This window comes from Roseibium album (assembly GCF_965233825.1).
GTDB lineage: Bacteria > Pseudomonadota > Alphaproteobacteria > Rhizobiales > Stappiaceae > Roseibium > Roseibium album.
In genome coordinates this window covers 1,315,703-1,331,606 of the sequence record NZ_OZ247583.1, presented here as the reverse complement: position 1 = coordinate 1,331,606, position 15,904 = coordinate 1,315,703, and the positions used below count along the sequence as shown (strand labels likewise).

Annotated in this window: 16 protein-coding genes; 8 read left to right on the top strand and 8 right to left on the bottom strand. The window is 58.9% G+C overall.

The features are described from left to right. Nucleotides 1-143: 143 nt before the first annotated feature. The 8 genes from ACO6TI_RS06275 to ACO6TI_RS06240 all read left to right on the top strand — a co-directional run bounded on the left by ACO6TI_RS06275 (nucleotide 144) and on the right by ACO6TI_RS06240 (nucleotide 7,902). Entirely contained in the window at nucleotides 144-1,010 is an 867-nt protein-coding gene (locus tag ACO6TI_RS06275; RefSeq protein ID WP_422384550.1) for an FAD binding domain-containing protein, read from the top strand. 23 nt (nucleotides 1,011-1,033) lie between these two features. Beyond that, nucleotides 1,034-1,543: a (2Fe-2S)-binding protein gene (locus ACO6TI_RS06270; protein WP_082442984.1), complete on the top strand. Its 510-nt coding sequence runs from the start codon at nucleotides 1,034-1,036 to the stop codon at nucleotides 1,541-1,543. Continuing rightward, nucleotides 1,540-3,960 carry an aerobic carbon-monoxide dehydrogenase large subunit gene (locus tag ACO6TI_RS06265; RefSeq protein ID WP_104704814.1) on the top strand — a complete coding sequence of 807 codons (2,421 nt, stop codon included), beginning with the start codon at nucleotides 1,540-1,542 and terminating at the stop codon, nucleotides 3,958-3,960. The genes ACO6TI_RS06270 and ACO6TI_RS06265 overlap by 4 nt, the downstream gene beginning before the upstream one ends. A gap of 118 nt (nucleotides 3,961-4,078) precedes the next feature. Next, on the top strand, nucleotides 4,079-4,960 hold the full coding sequence (locus ACO6TI_RS06260; RefSeq protein ID WP_197000691.1) for an AAA family ATPase: 882 nt from the start codon (nucleotides 4,079-4,081) through the stop codon (nucleotides 4,958-4,960). Nucleotides 4,961-4,964: 4 nt separating this feature from the next. Continuing rightward, nucleotides 4,965-6,164: a vWA domain-containing protein gene (locus tag ACO6TI_RS06255; protein ID WP_422384549.1), complete on the top strand. Its 1,200-nt coding sequence runs from the start codon at nucleotides 4,965-4,967 to the stop codon at nucleotides 6,162-6,164. Nucleotides 6,165-6,183: 19 nt separating this feature from the next. Next, complete coding sequence (locus ACO6TI_RS06250; protein ID WP_209003816.1) at nucleotides 6,184-7,059, top strand: XdhC family protein; 876 nt, start codon at nucleotides 6,184-6,186, stop codon at nucleotides 7,057-7,059. Nucleotides 7,060-7,081: 22 nt separating this feature from the next. Beyond that, nucleotides 7,082-7,648, top strand: a complete 567-nt coding sequence (locus ACO6TI_RS06245; protein WP_082442982.1) for an SRPBCC family protein — start codon at nucleotides 7,082-7,084, stop codon at nucleotides 7,646-7,648. Nucleotides 7,649-7,707: 59 nt separating this feature from the next. Next, nucleotides 7,708-7,902 carry a hypothetical protein gene (locus ACO6TI_RS06240; protein ID WP_029064889.1) on the top strand — a complete coding sequence of 65 codons (195 nt, stop codon included), beginning with the start codon at nucleotides 7,708-7,710 and terminating at the stop codon, nucleotides 7,900-7,902. Nucleotides 7,903-8,217: 315 nt separating this feature from the next. Here the strand turns inward: ACO6TI_RS06240 and ACO6TI_RS06235 are convergent, their stop codons facing one another. The 8 genes from ACO6TI_RS06235 to ACO6TI_RS06200 all read right to left on the bottom strand — a co-directional run bounded on the left by ACO6TI_RS06235 (nucleotide 8,218) and on the right by ACO6TI_RS06200 (nucleotide 15,899). Continuing rightward, on the bottom strand, nucleotides 8,218-8,868 hold the full coding sequence (locus ACO6TI_RS06235; protein ID WP_422384548.1) for a peroxiredoxin: 651 nt from the start codon (nucleotides 8,866-8,868) through the stop codon (nucleotides 8,218-8,220). A 251-nt stretch (nucleotides 8,869-9,119) separates the two neighbouring features. Beyond that, the gene (locus tag ACO6TI_RS06230) at nucleotides 9,120-10,145 is read right to left on the bottom strand and encodes a trans-3-hydroxy-L-proline dehydratase (RefSeq protein WP_197000692.1); all 1,026 of its coding nucleotides are present in this window, start codon (nucleotides 10,143-10,145) and stop codon (nucleotides 9,120-9,122) included. Nucleotides 10,146-10,154: 9 nt separating this feature from the next. Beyond that, nucleotides 10,155-11,258, bottom strand: a complete 1,104-nt coding sequence (locus tag ACO6TI_RS06225) for a cis-3-hydroxy-L-proline dehydratase (RefSeq protein ID WP_197000693.1) — start codon at nucleotides 11,256-11,258, stop codon at nucleotides 10,155-10,157. 10 nt (nucleotides 11,259-11,268) lie between these two features. Continuing rightward, nucleotides 11,269-12,519, bottom strand: a complete 1,251-nt coding sequence (locus ACO6TI_RS06220) for an NAD(P)/FAD-dependent oxidoreductase (RefSeq protein ID WP_197000694.1) — start codon at nucleotides 12,517-12,519, stop codon at nucleotides 11,269-11,271. A 25-nt stretch (nucleotides 12,520-12,544) separates the two neighbouring features. Beyond that, nucleotides 12,545-13,477 (bottom strand): proline racemase family protein, encoded by a 933-nt coding sequence (locus tag ACO6TI_RS06215; RefSeq protein WP_197000695.1) that lies wholly within the window; start codon nucleotides 13,475-13,477, stop codon nucleotides 12,545-12,547. Then, nucleotides 13,468-14,427: a dihydrodipicolinate synthase family protein gene (locus tag ACO6TI_RS06210; RefSeq protein WP_104704838.1), complete on the bottom strand. Its 960-nt coding sequence runs from the start codon at nucleotides 14,425-14,427 to the stop codon at nucleotides 13,468-13,470. Before ACO6TI_RS06210 ends, ACO6TI_RS06215 begins: the two co-directional genes overlap by 10 nt. Before the next feature lie 90 nt (nucleotides 14,428-14,517). Then, a complete protein-coding gene (locus ACO6TI_RS06205; RefSeq protein WP_055121077.1) occupies nucleotides 14,518-15,240 on the bottom strand; it encodes an amino acid ABC transporter ATP-binding protein in 723 nt (240 codons plus the stop codon). Beyond that, nucleotides 15,237-15,899, bottom strand: coding sequence for an amino acid ABC transporter permease (locus tag ACO6TI_RS06200; RefSeq protein WP_055121075.1), 663 nt, complete (start codon nucleotides 15,897-15,899; stop codon nucleotides 15,237-15,239). The genes ACO6TI_RS06205 and ACO6TI_RS06200 overlap by 4 nt, the downstream gene beginning before the upstream one ends. Nucleotides 15,900-15,904 lie beyond the last annotated feature (5 nt).

The following is a 15,904-nucleotide window of genomic DNA, read 5'->3' as shown; positions in this document are numbered from 1 at the left end:
CCCAACCTTGAAGCATGTGACATTCCGCCGTTCGACGCCAACGGCAATGCACGGATCGGCCGGTCCCTTGCCACTGGACGCAACCAGGCAGTGACCGGCATTCGGCCTGGAACAACCCAGGCCGTCAGAGGGAGGAGAAGAACGTGATCCCTGGTGAATTCACCTATCACCGGCCATCATCGGTGGCCGAAGCCGTTGCCATACTGGTGAGCCACGGTGACGAAGCGCGACCGTTGTCCGGCGGCCACAGCCTTATCCCCATGATGAAGCTGCGGATGGCCGCCCCGGAACATCTGGTTGACCTTGGCGGTATCGCCGACCTGAAAGGTATCAGCGAAGACGGCGGCACCATCACGATACGTGCCATGACCACCCAGCATAAACTCATCGAGTCCGATCTCCTGAGCGAAAAACTACCGATCGTCCGCGAGACCTCGCTGCTGATCGCCGATCCCCAGATCCGATACCTGGGCACGCTTGGCGGGAATGTTGCCAACGGAGATCCCGGGAATGACATGCCTGCCCTGATGCAGTGCCTCAACGCGTCCTATGTCCTGACAGGCCCGGATGGCAACCGCGAAGTGGCTGCACGGGATTTCTATGAGGCTGCTTATTTCACCGCGCTTGCGCCGGAAGAGATCCTGACCGCGGTGAAAATCCCGACACCCCCGGCCGGACACGGTTGGGCTTACGAGAAGCTGAAGCGCAAGGTCGGCGACTACGCCACCGCAGCCGCCGCCGTCATGCTGTCCATGTCGGGTGGCACGGTGACAAGCTGTTCGGTCGCCCTGACCAATGTCGCCGACACGCCGCTCTATGCAGCAGATGCCGGCGATATCCTCAATGGCTCGACCCTGGATGAAGCTACGGTTGCAAGGGCGGTCGCCGCCGCAGAAGCCATCACCGACCCCGCATCCGACGGACGCGGGCCAGCCGAGTACCGGACCAAAATGGCCGGCATCATGATGCAGCGCGCACTGGCACGTGCCGCAGAACGCGCAAGCGCATAAGACCGGGACCGAGGAAGAACACCATGAGCGATATCGAACAGATCCCGGTCACGCTGACCGTCAACGGCAAGAAGGTGCAACGTTTCGTCGAACCGCGCACGCTTCTGATCCACTTTCTGCGCGAGGAATTAAACATTACCGGGCCCCATATCGGTTGCGAGACGTCTCATTGCGGCGCATGCACCGTGGAGATGAACGGAATGTCGGTGAAATCCTGCACGGTTTTCGCGGCCCAGGCCAACGGCGCGGAAATGACCACGATCGAGGGCATGGCCAATCCGGATGGAACACTGTCGGCCCTTCAGGAAGGCTTTCGCCAGATGCACGGACTTCAGTGCGGCTTCTGCACGCCTGGAATGATTACGCGCGCGCACACGCTGTTGAAAGAAAATCCTAACCCGAGCGAGGAAGAAATTCGCATGGGTATTGCCGGAAACCTTTGCCGTTGCACCGGATATCAAAACATCGTCAAGGCGATCCAGTATGCCGCCGAACAGCTCAATCAGCCTGAAACCCAGGAGGCTGCAGAATGAATGACATGACCCCGACACGGGAACAGCGTGAAGCCGCCCTGGAAGGCATGGGCTGCAAGCGCAAGCGCGTCGAAGACGTACGGTTCACACAAGGAAAAGGACAGTATGTCGACGACCTGAAGCTGCCGGGCATGGTGTTCGGCGATTTCGTCCGTTCACCTTACCCCCATGCGAAGATCACCAGGATCGACGCATCCGAGGCGCTGAAACTGCCCGGCGTGATTGCCGTCCTGACAGCCGAGGATCTGAAGGGTGTCAATCTCGCCTGGATGCCGACGCTTGCCGGTGATGTCCAGATGGTCCTTGCGGATGGCAAGGTGCTCTACCAGAACCAGGAAGTCGCCTTCGTCGTTGCCGAAGACCGTTACATTGCCGATGATGCGATCCAACTGGTTGAAGTCGACTATGAAGAACTGCCGGTCCTGACCGATCCCTTCAAGTCGATGGATAGCGATGCACCTGTTCTGCGTCCCGATCTTGAAGGCAAGATGGAAGGTGCGCACGGTCCGCGAAAGCACCACAATCACATTTTCAACTGGGAAGTCGGCGACAAGGACGAGACAGCAAAAGCCTTCGCGGAAGCTGATGTCACGATCAACGAGATGATCTCCTACCACCGCACGCACCCGTCGCCGCTGGAAACCTGCCAGTGCGTGGCGTCCATGGACAAGGTGAAGGGCGAGTTGACGGTATGGGGCACGTTCCAGGCTCCTCATGTGATCCGCACGGTTGCCTCGCTGCTTTCCACCATTCCGGAACACAAGATCCACGTTATCGCGCCGGATATCGGTGGTGGTTTCGGCAACAAGGTCGGTGCCTATCCGGGCTATATCTGCTCTATCGTCGCCTCCATCGTCACCGGTGTCCCGGTAAAGTGGGTCGAGGACCGCATGGAGAACCTCTCCACGACGTCATTCGCCCGCGACTACCACATGACCACGGAAATCGCCGCCAAGAGCGATGGCACCGTGACAGGCCTGAAAGTGCACGTGCTCGCCGACCACGGCGGCTTCGACGCCTGTGCCGATCCGTCGAAATGGCCGGCCGGTTTCTTCAACATCGTCACCGGATCCTATGACTTCCCGACGGCGCATCTGGAAGTGGATGGCGTCTATACCAACAAGGCACCGGGCGGTGTTGCCTACCGATGCTCCTTCCGCGTGACGGAAGCGGCCTACTGCATCGAACGAGGAATGGACATTCTGGCGCAGAAGCTGGAAATGGATCCGGCCGACCTTCGCATAAAGAACTTCATCAAGCCGGAGCAGTTTCCGTATCAGTCCGCACTTGGCTGGGAGTATGACAGCGGCGACTATCACACCGCAATGCAGAAGGCGATGGACACGATCGGCTACCGGGAACTCCGCGCGGAGCAGAAAGCCAAACAGGAGGCCTTCAAACGCGGAGAAACGCGCGAAATCATGGGTATTGGCGTTTCCTTCTTCACGGAAATCGTCGGCGCGGGCCCGTCCAAGAACTGCGATATCCTGGGTGTTGCGATGTTCGACAGTGCGGAAATCCGCGTGCATCCGACGGGTTCGGTAATTTCTCGTATGGGAACCAAGTCCCAGGGCCAGGGCCACGAGACGACCTGGGCGCAGATCATCGCCACGGAAATCGGAATTCCCGCCGCCGACATCATGGTCGAGGAAGGCAATACCGATACGGCACCATATGGCCTTGGAACCTATGGTTCCCGCTCGACACCTGTTGCCGGCGCTGCGATCGCCCTTGCCGCCCGCAAGATCCGCAACAAGGCACAGATGATCGCGGCACACATGCTGGAAGTCTCGGAATACGACCTTGAATGGGATGTGGACGGTTTCCAGGTGAAGGGCAATCCGGAAGCACGCAAGTCGATGAAGGAGATCGCCTGGGCAGCCTATCATGCTCCGCCGCCCAACATGGAACCGGGTCTGGAAGCGGTCAGCTACTATGATCCACCCAACATGACCTATCCGTTCGGCGCCTATTTCTGCGTGATGGATATCGATGTCGATACAGGTGTTGCCACGACCCGGCGCTTCTATGCGCTCGACGACTGCGGCACCCGCATCAATCCGATGATCATCGAAGGACAGGTTCATGGTGGTCTGACCGAAGCCTTTGCCATCGCGATGGGTCAGGAGATCCGTTACGATGAGACCGGCAACGTGCTCGGAGCGTCCTTCATGGACTTCTTCATCCCGACCGCCGTCGAGACCCCCCATTGGGAGACCGACCACACGGTGACGCCGAGCCCGCATCATCCGATCGGTGCAAAGGGTGTCGGCGAGAGCCCGAATGTGGGCGGTGTTCCGGCGTTCTCGAATGCGGTCAACGATGCCTTCCAGTTCCTGGGCAACACGCATATCCAGATGCCGCATGATGCCTGGCGCAATTGGCAAGCCGCAAAGAACCTCGGCGCGCACAGCTGAGTTCATCAAAGACGCCGCGGGCATTGCCCGCGGCGCATGCCTGGCTTTCAGATCCGGGATCAGTGCTTCGGACCCGACTGAGCCTGTACCCTGAACACACCAGATTGCAGCGGAACGGATGAGCAAAACCAGAGAACAATTGGCGGAAGCGCTCGCAGAGACCGGCTACCTGGCCGATGACGGACTTGCGACCGCGTTACTGTTGACCGGGATGCTGGACCGTCCGCTGCTTCTTGAGGGCGAAGCCGGTGTCGGCAAGACCGAGGTTGCCAAGGCACTCGCCAAACTGGAGAACACCGATCTCATCCGCCTGCAATGCTATGAGGGCCTCGACCGCTCCGATGCCATCTATGAATGGAACTACCAACGGCAACTTCTTGCAATCAAGGCGCGCGAAGGGTCAGGCGACGATGCCGACCAGGTTGAGGAAGCCGTGTTTTCCGAGAAGTATCTCCTTGAACGTCCCCTGCTTGCCGCGATCCGGCAGGCAAGCCCGCCGGTTCTCCTGATCGACGAAGTCGACAGGGCCGACGAGGAATTCGAGGCTTTCCTGCTGGAAGTCCTCTCGGACTATCAGGTGTCCATTCCCGAGCTTGGCACCGTCCATGCCACAAGTATTCCTCGTGTCGTGCTGACATCCAACGGCACGCGCGAACTCTCCGACGCCCTTCGCCGTCGATGCCTCTATCACTATGTCGACTATCCGACACCTGACAGGGAAGCGCGCATCCTGCTTGCGCGTGTCGACGGCCTTGATGCCTCGCTTGCTCTTCAGATTGCCGAGCTGATGGGCAAGCTTCGAAAGGAAGACCTGACGAAAGTTCCAGGTGTCGCCGAAACGATCGACTGGGCGGCAGCACTGCTCGGACTTGGTGCCGGAAACCTTCATGAAAACCGGGAGTTGGTGTTCGACACGCTCGCCTGCGTGCTGAAGACACGTGAGGATCAGGCGCGCGTCACACAGGAAGTTACCGATCGGCTTCTGGGCAAGGTGGCCTGACGTGATGACCACGGCAAGTCCAGAAACGCGCGAGGACATCGGAATTGTGCTGCGCCTGCGACTTGCCGGTTTTGTCCGCTCGCTCCGGGACAGTGGCTTCAAGGTCGGGCTAGCGGAGACAGGCGACGCACTTGCACTATTGCGGTCACCGCTCATGCGAAAATCCCACAATCTCAAGGGAGCTTTCCGCGCCCTGTTCTGCGGTCGATTGTCGGACTGGAACACGTTCGACGACCTGTTTGATGCCTACTGGTTCGGCAAAGGTGTGAAGTCGAGTGTGAAAGTGTCCGGCAGCAGTTCGAAAAAAAGCATGAAGACGATCCGCGAACTGATGGATGCACAGGGTTCAAGACAGGACACGATCGCCGGCGATGTGGAGCGTCAACCAGGCGAAGAAGATGAAGACACGGACGACACGCCTTCCGGCAGACGCGAGGGCGCCAGCATCGCCGAAAGTCTCGGACAGGTCGATTTCCGAAATCTTCACGATCCCGAGGCCGCTGAAAAGGCGCACGAACTTGCCGAACGGCTGGCAAAATCCATGCGTGTCCGGCTAACGCGCCGTGACAAGCAGAGACGGAAAGGACCCCGACTTGATCTTCGCCGGACCATCCGGCATTCGATCGCCCATGGCGGAACACCGATCGAACTCATCAGGAAGGGTCCACGCCACCGGCAGCTCAGGCTGGTGATCCTGCTTGATGCTTCCGGATCGATGAACAACTACACCGCTGTCTTCACCCGCTTCGTACACGGCATGCTGGACAATTTCCGGGAAGCCGAGGCTTTCCTGTTTCACACCCGGCTTGTTCACGTCTCCTCGGCGCTCTCGGAACGGGACGCCGCAAGGGCGCTCGATCGCATGGGCCTCATGGCACAGGGCATCGGTGGCGGAACAAAAATCGGTGAGGCCCTCGCCGAGTTCAACCGTTGGCATGCTGCCAGGGTCATTCATTCACGCACCTGCGTGCTGATCCTTTCCGACGGCTACGATACCGGTGCTCCCGAAGCGCTTGGCGTGGAGATGGCAAAGTTGCGGCGCCGGTGCAAACGCATTGTCTGGCTCAATCCGCTGATTGGCTGGCAGGGGTATGAACCGACCGCGGGCGGCATGGAGGCCGCTCTGCCGCATGTCGACCTTTTTGCACCGGCTCACAATCTCGACAGTCTCGCCGCTCTTGAACCCTATCTGGCAAAGTTGTGATGCCATGGGAGATGCATCGATGAAACATTCTTCCGTTCCGACACCGCATTCAAATGCCGGACCAGAACTGACAAGTGACCTGCAACCCCTCATGAACAGGTTGCAAAACGCAAGCGAACCATTTGCGCTCGCAACCGTTGTGCGAACAATATCCGTGACTGCCGCCAAGGCGGGCGCAAAGGCAGTGATTGCAGCAGACGGCAGCATTGCCGGCGGCTGGATTGGAGGCGGATGTGCGCGGTCTGCCGTGATCAAGGCGGCCCGGGCCGCACTGGAAGATGGTGAAGCGCGGCTGGTCTCGATCCAGCCAGAGGACCTGCTTGCCGAGCTTGGTGTCGAATCAGGCGAGGAACGTGAAGGCGTGCAATTTGCCAAAAACATGTGTCCCAGCAAGGGAACCATGGACATATTCGTGGAACCGGTTCTGCCGCGACCGATCCTGGTGATCTGCGGTGCAAGCCCGGTGGCGCTCGCGCTCTCCAAGCAGGCGCCGACCATCGGTTTTGACGTGACGATCTGCGCACCGGCGGAAGACCATGCCGCCTTCCCGGGCGCAGGCAGACTGATCGACGGCTTCGGACTTGATGCAATCGGAAACGCGGACACCTATATCCTCGTCTCCACCCAGGGGCGTGGTGATCTCGCTGCCCTGGAAGGGGCCTTGAACGTACCTGCCCGGCATATCGGCTTTGTCGGAAGCCGTCGAAAAATCTCAACGTTAAAGGAAAAGTTGCGCGAAAAAGGTTTGAGCGAACAAGATCTTGAGCGCATCGAAGGACCCGCAGGCCTAGATCTCGGGGCCATTACGCCGGAAGAAATCGCTCTTTCGATCCTGGCCGAATTGCTCGTGATCCGCCGCACAGGTCAACGCCAGACAAACATACAGTACATCTGAAATTTCAATCGGAGACACCTACATGCAAATGAACGACAGCCAACGTATTGAAGCCCCCCGGCAAAAGGTCTGGGAAGCACTCAACGATCCGGACGTGCTGAAAGCTTCAATCCCGGGCTGCGAGGAACTGGTCAAACACTCGGACACCGAGATGGAGGCCAAGGTCAAGCTCAAGGTCGGACCGGTGAAGGCGACGTTCGGCGGCAAGGTCACTCTCAATGATCTCGATCCGCCCAACGGTTACACGATCGAGGGAGAAGGCTCCGGCGGCGTTGCCGGATTCGCGCGTGGCGGCGCCAAGATCCGCCTGGAAGAAGATGGACCGGACGCAACCATTCTCAATTATGAAGTTGACGCGAAAGTAGGTGGCAAACTTGCACAACTCGGCGCAAGGCTGATCGACAGTACGTCAAAACGGCTGGCCGGAGAATTTTTTGCCGCCTTTGCCGAGCAGGTGGCGCCGACGGAGCCGGCAGAGCACGCCACAGAAGAAATCAACGCCGAGGCACCTGAACAAAAGAAAGGCTGGCTGGGCGGTCTTTTCGGTGGAAAGAAAGCCGACCCGGCCGCAGAAGAACCAGCTGCTTGAAATTTACTGCGTCCGGGTGGAAACTTGTCCGGACGCCTCGCACTCAAGGGGAGGAACACATGAAAAAGACGCAGAATTCCGGTTCAATGGCGACCGCGGCTCGCGAGCTCCGTCAGGATCCCTCGCTTGTGCTTGCCCTGGCAACCGGCTCCGTGCTGACAGCATTCCTGCTGACTGTCCATGCCTGCTGCATCGGCCTTGCGACGCCGGATCATCTGGCGGCGCTGTTGCAGATCTGCTCGCCGATCGGCTGAGATCCCGCGATCGGTGTCACCCTGGCTGACCGCGTTTCGGCCTCCAGGATGATCTCATCCCAATAAGCTTGTCATTCCGGCAGAAGCGCAGCAGAAGGCTGGAATCCAGTAAACTCCTGTTTGACCGCCTTTTTCATCACAGCCTCTCGGCATACTGGATCCCGGTCTTGCCGCCAATGCGGCAAGACCGGGATGACAATTGTGGAAGATAATTCGGAAGGCAGGCACCGTTAGTCAGCTCGTCCAACCGACTTGAATCCATGGCGTTGAAACACTCAGCGACACCGACCCATCACTTCGCGTCGTACCCCAGCGTTACGCTGGTGCCTTGATCTTGCGCAGATAAGGCAGCACGGCATTGAATTCACCGTATTTCGCGCGGGCGTCGTCGTCATTGACGCTCGGCGGAATGATGACATCTTCACCGACATTCCAGTTCGCGGGTGTGGCAACGCCTTTGGCCGACGTTTGCAATGCATCGAGCGCACGAACAACTTCGGCAAAGTTACGTCCGACGGTCATCGGATATGTCATGGACAGCTTGAGCTGTTTGTCAGGGCCGATGATGAAAACAGAGCGCACTGTCGCGCTGTGCGCAGGCGTTCGTCCATCGGGCATGTAAGCTTCTGCGGGAAGCATGTCGAACAGCTTGGAGACCTTGAGGCCTTCATCGGCAATGATCGGGAAGCTTGGGGTCGCGCCGGACACCTTCTCGATATCGAGCTTCCATTTCCGGTGATCTTCCGCGTTGTCGACCGAAACACCGATGACCTTGGTGCCGCGTTTTTCCCATTCGTCCTTCAATTGCCCGACGACACCGAATTCGGTCGTGCAAACCGGTGTAAAGTCTTTTGGATGGCTGAACAGGATAGCCCAGCTGTCACCGATCCATTCGTGAAAGCTGATCGGACCCTGGTCGGTTTCCGCCGTGAAATCGGGAACTGTGTCATTGATACGAAGAGACATTTGGAAGAATCCTTTCAGGTATCTGCGGGGGCGAGAAACGTCACCCAACTGAATGCGCAGCTTTAGTTAAGCTCTCTTGTTCCCGCGGGCAATGCCTAGCCGGCCCGACAGAGAATCGCAGATGTACAAGGGAAGGCTCACCAAACGTTGCTCCCCAGCCATTCCTGCGTGAAAGAGCCTACACCAATCGGGTCAGACCCCGCTTCAATAAATCGCGACAATATCCGCAGGGAAATTCGAATCCCGATTGATCAGGCACCCCATGTGTCACTCAACTTGTACCCACCCGGCCAGGGGTCGCTCGGGTCCAGCATGTGCTGATGAATGCCGGTGACCCAGGCGCGGCCACTGATCTGAGGAATGATCGCCGGTCTGTCGCCGACAGTCGCCTCCGACAGGATCTTGCCGGTGAAGGTCGATCCGATAATGGATCGCGCCTCGAATTCCTGTCCGACAGACATCTGCCCACGCGCCGCCATCAGCGCCATACGCGCAGAAACCGCCGTTCCCGTAGGTGAGCGATCCACCTTGCCCGGCTGGATCGCAATTGCGGAACGTCCCGTCAGTCCCTTGTCGGTTGCCGTCAATGGGCCACAAAATGCACAGAACGAAATGTGTTTCCAGTCGGCGTTTTCGGGATGGCAGAAACCAAGCTGCTCATTCGCCGCATTGGTAATGCGCACACCCAGTCTGGCAATATCCGCAGCTTCGCTTTCCTCGATGGCAAATCCAAGAGCGCTCGCATCGACGACAACAAAACTGTCGCCGCCATAGGCCGTGTCGACCGTCAATGTACCCAAGCCGTCCACTTCCAGATTTGCGTCCAGTCTGTCGGCAAAGCTTGCTACATTCTGGACGTGGATCCTCTCTGCCTTGCCATTCCTGCAATCTGCCCTGACACGCACCAGACCACCCGGGGCTTCCAGAACCAGTTCCGTTACCGGTTCGGTCATCGGGACAATCCCGCCATCAAGCAGAACAGTCGACACACAGATGGAATTGGAGCCGGACATGGGCGGCGTGTCTTCCGGCTCCATGATGATGAAGGCCGCGTCAGCTTCGGGATGCTTCGGCGGCACCAGCAGATTGACATGCCTGAAAACCCCGCCGCGCGGTTCATTCAGAACGAAGTTGCGCAGAGACTGGTCTTTGGCAATGAAGCTGCGCTGCTCCCAGATCGTGTCGCCCGGCGGCGGTGTCACACCGCCCACGATGACGTCACCGACTTCGCCTTCCGCATGGCAGGAGATCACATGAATGGTTTTGCTGCTGCGCATGATCCTGCCTCACGAATAGCTGGCGACCGGGTCGCCAAGAGCTTCGAAAATCGGTTTTATGCCGAGGCCCGGCCGATCCGCCGCGGTCATCCTGCCGTTGACGCGCTTCGGTGCCCCCTCCGCAATGTCGACGGTGCCATAGCTGTTGAAATCGGTTGCCGAGAACGTGAATTCCGGCGGTGTCGAGCGGGCAAGATGGGCGATGGCGGCCGTGGTGATATCTCCGCCCCACGTGTCCTCAATGGTCATCGGGATGCCATGGGCCACACACAGGTCGCGCATCAGTTTCGCCCTGGTCAGGCCACCGACCTTGGAAATCTTCAGATTGATGCAATCCATGGCATCTTCCGCAATGCCGCGCACCAGCATGTTCGGACCGTCGATGACTTCGTCCAGGATAAACGGCAGGCCGGTCCGGCGCCGGATCGACACACTCTCTTCATAGGTCATGCAGGGCTGCTCGATGTAAACATCAAGCAAAGACACCGCCCCGACCACGCGTGCCGCTTCGTGACGTGTCCAACCGGTATTGGCGTCCGCGACAAGCAGATCAGAGGATTTCAGAACCGCGCGGGTCGCATGAATGCGGTCGATGTCGTCGTTGGCATCACCGCCGACCTTCAGCTGAAACTTGGTGTAACCCTCCGCCGCATAGCCTTCGATCTTTTTCGCCATCACGTCGGGCGCTTCCTGGCTGATTGCCCGGTAAAGGACCACATCGTCCTGTGCAGCACCTCCAAGCAGCGTATAGACGGGCTGATCCGTTGCCTTGCCAAGTAGATCCCAGCAGGCAATATCAATGGGCGCCTTTGCATAAGGATGTCCGCGCAGAGCCGTATCCATGACCCGGTTGATTTCGCCGATATTCAGGGGATCCAGCCCGATCAGATGGGGCGCCAGCTCCTCAAGGCCGGCGCGAACTCCAAGAGCGAAACTCGGCAGATATGCCGACCCGAGCGGGCAGCACTCCGCGTAGCCTTTCAGACCCCCGTCCGTAACAATCTCAACGACCGTACTATCGAAAACCTCGATGAAGTTGCCGTTGGACCAGCTGTAGCGTCCTTCCTTAAGTGGCAGGCCGACCTGAAACACATTGATGGCCGAAATTTTCATTTCCGTCTCCTCAGAAGCGGCGCGCAGAGAATGCGCTCATATCGATTGAAGGGGTCTGACCCTGGACAAGTTCGGTGACAAGTTTTGCGGTGCCGGCGGCCTGCGTAAGGCCCAGATGACCGTGCCCGAAGGCATAGAAAACCCTGCGCTCCCTCGGCGAGCGGTCGATGACCGGGAGACTGTCCGGCATGGAAGGGCGGAATCCCATCCACTGCGTCCCGGGTTCCGTCTTCAGCTCCGGCAGAAAACTCTTGGCCTTTTTCAGCAGCGTTTCCGCGCGCTTGTAATTGGGGGGCAGCTTCAATCCGCCCAGCTCCACTGCACCGCCAACCCGGATACCGTCGTTGATCCGTGTCACCACGAACCCGTGGCTGCCAAACGTCAAATGTGTCCTCAGATCAAACGCGCCGTCGGCAAGGGTTGTGTTGTAACCCCGTTCCGTTTCCAGCGGGACACTGTCTCCGACCGTTGACGCCAGATGACGGGACCAGGCACCGGCACAGACAATGACATTTGCTGCTCGCGTTTCTCCGTTCCGTCCTGACAAAGAAACGAATGCCTCAACAGGTGTGACTGACATGACGTCATCGGCTTCGATCCGTCCTCCACGTGCCAGAAATGTTTCGGAGAGATGCTTCAGAAAGCTGGCCGGATTGCAGGTATTCATCCATTCCGGCGTATATCCTGCATGAGTAAAACGCGCGTCTATACCCGGCTGGATAGCGGCAATGGCGTCTCTTGTTTCCAGAAGCTCGAAGGGGATGCCGTGTTTCTTTCTGAGTTGCCAGGCGTCCATGCTGGCACGGAATTCCCGCTCTCCTTCGTAAAGCTGCAGCTGGCCATCCCGGCGAAACAATTGCTCCGCAGACGTTTCCCGGATCTGGCAATCCAGCGCATGCCGGGAAGCATCCATCAGGCTGGCTTGCGCATTCAGGGAGTGACGGTAGCGGTCCGGCCAGCTCGCCCGCCAGAAGCGCAGCATCCAGGGCGCAATTTTCAGCGCATAGGCGGGCGGCACGGACAGTGGACCCAACGGATCGAGAAGCCATTTGGGTGCCTTGCGCATGATGCCCGGTGTTGCCAGCGGCACGATATCGGTGAAGGCAAAGGCGCCGGCATTCATTTCCGATGCCTTTTTCAGGCCGTCGTCCCTGTCCAGCACGAGGACGTGTCGTCCCTGTGCCTGCAGGGCCAGCGCTGTGCTGATGCCGATGATCCCGGCACCGACCACCACGATGTCATGGACGGCGTTGTCCGTCATGGTCGATACATCACCTTCTCAACTCTCAGGGCCGAATACCCAGCCGATATGGGTCCGCGGGATTGAAAATCAGGTTCGCATCGGACGTGACGAATGCCTGACCGGTAACCGACGGGACAATGGCGCCTTTCGATCCACGCTGGTAGCTGATCGTATATTTGCTGCCGATGACGCTTTCCTGTACCCACTCGCGGCCCGGTTCCAGGACACCATCTTCGGCCAGGCAGGCAAGCTTCGCGGAACATCCGGTCCCGCAGGGCGAACGGTCGTAGGCGCCACCCGGACACAGGACGAAATTGCGGCTGTCGGATGCACGATCCTGCGGTGGACCAAAGAGCTCGATGTGATCGATCCAGGCCCCGTCCGCACCCGTGATCCCCCGCTCTTCGAGCGCAGTGCGGATCTTTAACGTCAAATCCGTCAACGGTCTGATGTTGGCTGGTGTCAGGGCGACCGGGCTGTCTTTCACCAGATAAAACCAGTTGCCGCCCCAGGCGACATCACCCGTGAATTGGCCAAACCCGTCGACATCTACCATGACATCTTTCAGATGCCTGTAGCTTTCAACATTGACCACGGAGACCGTGTTCGCATCATGCAGATGAATTTCGACCACACCGACAGGGGTTTCCAGCTTGTGACGTCCGGGTTCGATCCGACCCAGATGCGCCAGGGTAACGCCAAGTCCAATCGATGCGTGACCGCACATGCCGAGGTTCTGCAGGTTGTTGAAGTAGACCACCGAGGCAACGCAGTCATCCCGCGAGGGCGGCAACAGGAGAGCACCGATGACTGCGTCGTGACCGCGCGGCTCGAGCACCACAGAAGCGCAGAAATCGAGATGCTCAGCCTCCAGGCGCGCAGCACGCTCGACCAGCGACCCCGATCCAAGATCGGGGCCGCCGTCGATCACGACACGAGTCGGTTCACCAGCCGTATGACTGTCGATCACGCGCATTCGGCGATCACTCCTCCCTGCCTGGACCAATCCGCGTACCAGGTCTTGAAGAGACTGTATTGCGCTTCGACATAGTTGCGCTGCGCGTCGTTCAGGGCGTCGGTTTCGTTGAAGTGCAGGCTGTATTCGCCTTCACCGTTCAGAACCATCAGGTGCTTGTAGTAAAGGACGAGATCAGGGCCTTCGTCGAAACTAGAGAGGATCGCGAGCGCTTCTTCCAGCTCTGCCGCGCGCTGGCGCGCTTCGACATGTCCCTGGGCTGCTTTCTGGCAGAGCCGGACAAGATGCAGGACTTCTTTCGGGATGGCATTGCCGATGCCGGTTATGGCACCGGTCGCGCCGCAATTGACGTAACCATGCAGAACGGCCGTGTCGACACCGACCATAAGCGTGACGTTGTCATCCTGAGAGGTGATGTTTTCCGCTGCGTAGCGCAGGTCGTCGAGGCCGCCGAATTCCTTGAAACCGATCAGGTTGGGGAATTGTGCGCGCAGCTCGAAGAACAGGTCCGCACGTGTCGCAAATCCGTAGTAAGGGCTGTTGTAGATGACGGCCGGAATGTTCGGCGCAGCCGACAATATGGCACTGAAATGGTGTCGCTGTGCACCCGGGGAGCTGCCGCGAGACAGCACGCGCGGAATGACCATCAATCCATGCGCTCCGACCTTTGCGGCATGAGCGGCATGTGCGACAGCGGATTTTGTGTTGATCGCACCGGTTCCAACCACGACTGGAACCCCGGCCGCAACCAGACGCTCAACACCTTCCATGCGCTCTTCGTCCGTCAGGAGTGGCCAGTCGCCCATGGAACCGCAATAGACCACGGCAGACATGCCCGCAGCGATCAGTTCCTGGCCCTTTCTGACGAGTGCATCGTAATCCGGCGAACGATCGGCCTTGCACGGTGTCATCAGGGCCGGCATGCAGCCGGAAAAGATATTCGTTGTCATCATTCACTCCTTCAGATGCAGGTCTGCCGGGCAAGGTTAACCCGCGCCGCATGGGGCCGCAGACCTGGCGTCACAAAGATGCGCGCCGAATCAGCGCACGTTAGCAAGAAATTTCCGGGTATGTCCGGACGTGGCATTTCCGAAGATCTGTTCCGGCGGCCCGATCTCCTCCATCACACCCTGGTGAAAATAGGCGACCCTGTCGGAGACATCGCGGGCAAATCCCATTTCATGGGTGACACAGATCATCGTCATGCCTTCTTCAGCAAGCAGGCGCATGGTATCGAGAACCTCGCCCACCAGCTCCGGATCGAGCGCTGAGGTTGCCTCGTCGAACAGCATGTAGGTGGGCTCCATCGCAAGTGCCCGGGCAATCGCCAGGCGCTGTTGCTGGCCGCCGGACAGCGCACTGGGAAAAACGTTCAACTTGTCGTCGAGACCGACATGCCTGAGTTGTTTTTCGGCGATGTCGCGCGCTTCGGCTTTCGACTTCCCCTTGACGATTTTCGGGGCCAGCGCGACGTTTTCCAACGCGGTCAGATGCGGAAAACTGTTCCATTGCTGAAACACCATTCCGAGTTTCTGCCGGAGCTTGTTTATGTCCGTACCCTTGGCATGGACATCCGTACCGTCGACAATGACGGATCCTTTCTGGATGGGCTCAAGGCCGTTGATGCAGTAAAGCAAAGTCGACTTGCCGGAGCCCGATGCGCCGATGACGGAAAGGACTTCGCCCTTTGCTACGTCCAGATCGATGCCCTTGAGCACCTGAAGCGCGCCGAAATATTTCTCAAGGCCGCGTATCTCGATCATTGGGCCCACCTTTGTTCCAGTTTTGCAGCATAGCGCGAGATCGGGAAAGACAGCGCGAAATAGAACGCGCCGGCGATTGCAAGGATCAGGAACGGTTCCTGTGTCCGGGTGATCAGGATCTGGCTGGCCTTGAGAAGCTCGACATAACCAAGCACCGAGACGAGGGCACTGTCCTTCATCACCCCGAGTGCAACGCCGACCCATGCGGGAAAGACCGCTCTGCCACCGATCGGCAGCACCACGTAACGCATGTCCTGCCAATAGCTCATGCCGAGGGAACGGGCCGCCCGTCGCATGGGCTTGCCGACCGCCTCGATCCCGCCGCGTGCAACATTGGCCACCAGCGCGGCCGTGTAGATCGTCAGGATCACCACACCCGACCCGAAGGGATCGAGGTCCAATCCGACAATCGGGGCGAAATTGTAGAACAGCACCAGCTGAATGATGAGCGGCACGGAGCGGAAAATATCAAGGACAGGGGCAAGGGTCAGTGCGGCGGTCAGCTTGCCCTCATAGAGCATCCATCCAAACACACCCCCCAAGATGGTGCCGATCGTGATCGACAGCGCCGAGATCCAGAGGGTTCTGAGTGCAGCCTCGCCCAAGAACCACAGGTCGTTTGGGGTGAACCCGCTGAAGAAGCTTATCGTTTCCTGCAAGTCAG

Bases quoted from the DNA above. Each gene is read 5' to 3' on its own strand.
- ACO6TI_RS06220 (WP_197000694.1), bottom strand. From the start codon at position 12,519: ATGACGGACAACGCCGTCCATGACATCGTGGTGGTCGGTGCCGGGATC.
- ACO6TI_RS06255 (WP_422384549.1), top strand. From the start codon at position 4,965: ATGACCACGGCAAGTCCAGAAACGCGCGAGGACATCGGAATTGTGCTG.
- ACO6TI_RS06235 (WP_422384548.1), bottom strand. From the start codon at position 8,868: ATGTCTCTTCGTATCAATGACACAGTTCCCGATTTCACGGCGGAAACC.
- ACO6TI_RS06230 (WP_197000692.1), bottom strand. From the start codon at position 10,145: ATGCGCAGCAGCAAAACCATTCATGTGATCTCCTGCCATGCGGAAGGC.
- ACO6TI_RS06240 (WP_029064889.1), top strand. From the start codon at position 7,708: ATGAAAAAGACGCAGAATTCCGGTTCAATGGCGACCGCGGCTCGCGAG.
- ACO6TI_RS06225 (WP_197000693.1), bottom strand. From the start codon at position 11,258: ATGAAAATTTCGGCCATCAATGTGTTTCAGGTCGGCCTGCCACTTAAG.
- ACO6TI_RS06260 (WP_197000691.1), top strand. From the start codon at position 4,079: ATGAGCAAAACCAGAGAACAATTGGCGGAAGCGCTCGCAGAGACCGGC.
- ACO6TI_RS06245 (WP_082442982.1), top strand. From the start codon at position 7,082: ATGCAAATGAACGACAGCCAACGTATTGAAGCCCCCCGGCAAAAGGTC.
- ACO6TI_RS06205 (WP_055121077.1), bottom strand. From the start codon at position 15,240: ATGATCGAGATACGCGGCCTTGAGAAATATTTCGGCGCGCTTCAGGTG.
- ACO6TI_RS06210 (WP_104704838.1), bottom strand. From the start codon at position 14,427: ATGACAACGAATATCTTTTCCGGCTGCATGCCGGCCCTGATGACACCG.
- ACO6TI_RS06265 (WP_104704814.1), top strand. From the start codon at position 1,540: ATGAATGACATGACCCCGACACGGGAACAGCGTGAAGCCGCCCTGGAA.
- ACO6TI_RS06250 (WP_209003816.1), top strand. From the start codon at position 6,184: ATGAAACATTCTTCCGTTCCGACACCGCATTCAAATGCCGGACCAGAA.
- ACO6TI_RS06215 (WP_197000695.1), bottom strand. From the start codon at position 13,477: ATGCGCGTGATCGACAGTCATACGGCTGGTGAACCGACTCGTGTCGTG.
- ACO6TI_RS06270 (WP_082442984.1), top strand. From the start codon at position 1,034: ATGAGCGATATCGAACAGATCCCGGTCACGCTGACCGTCAACGGCAAG.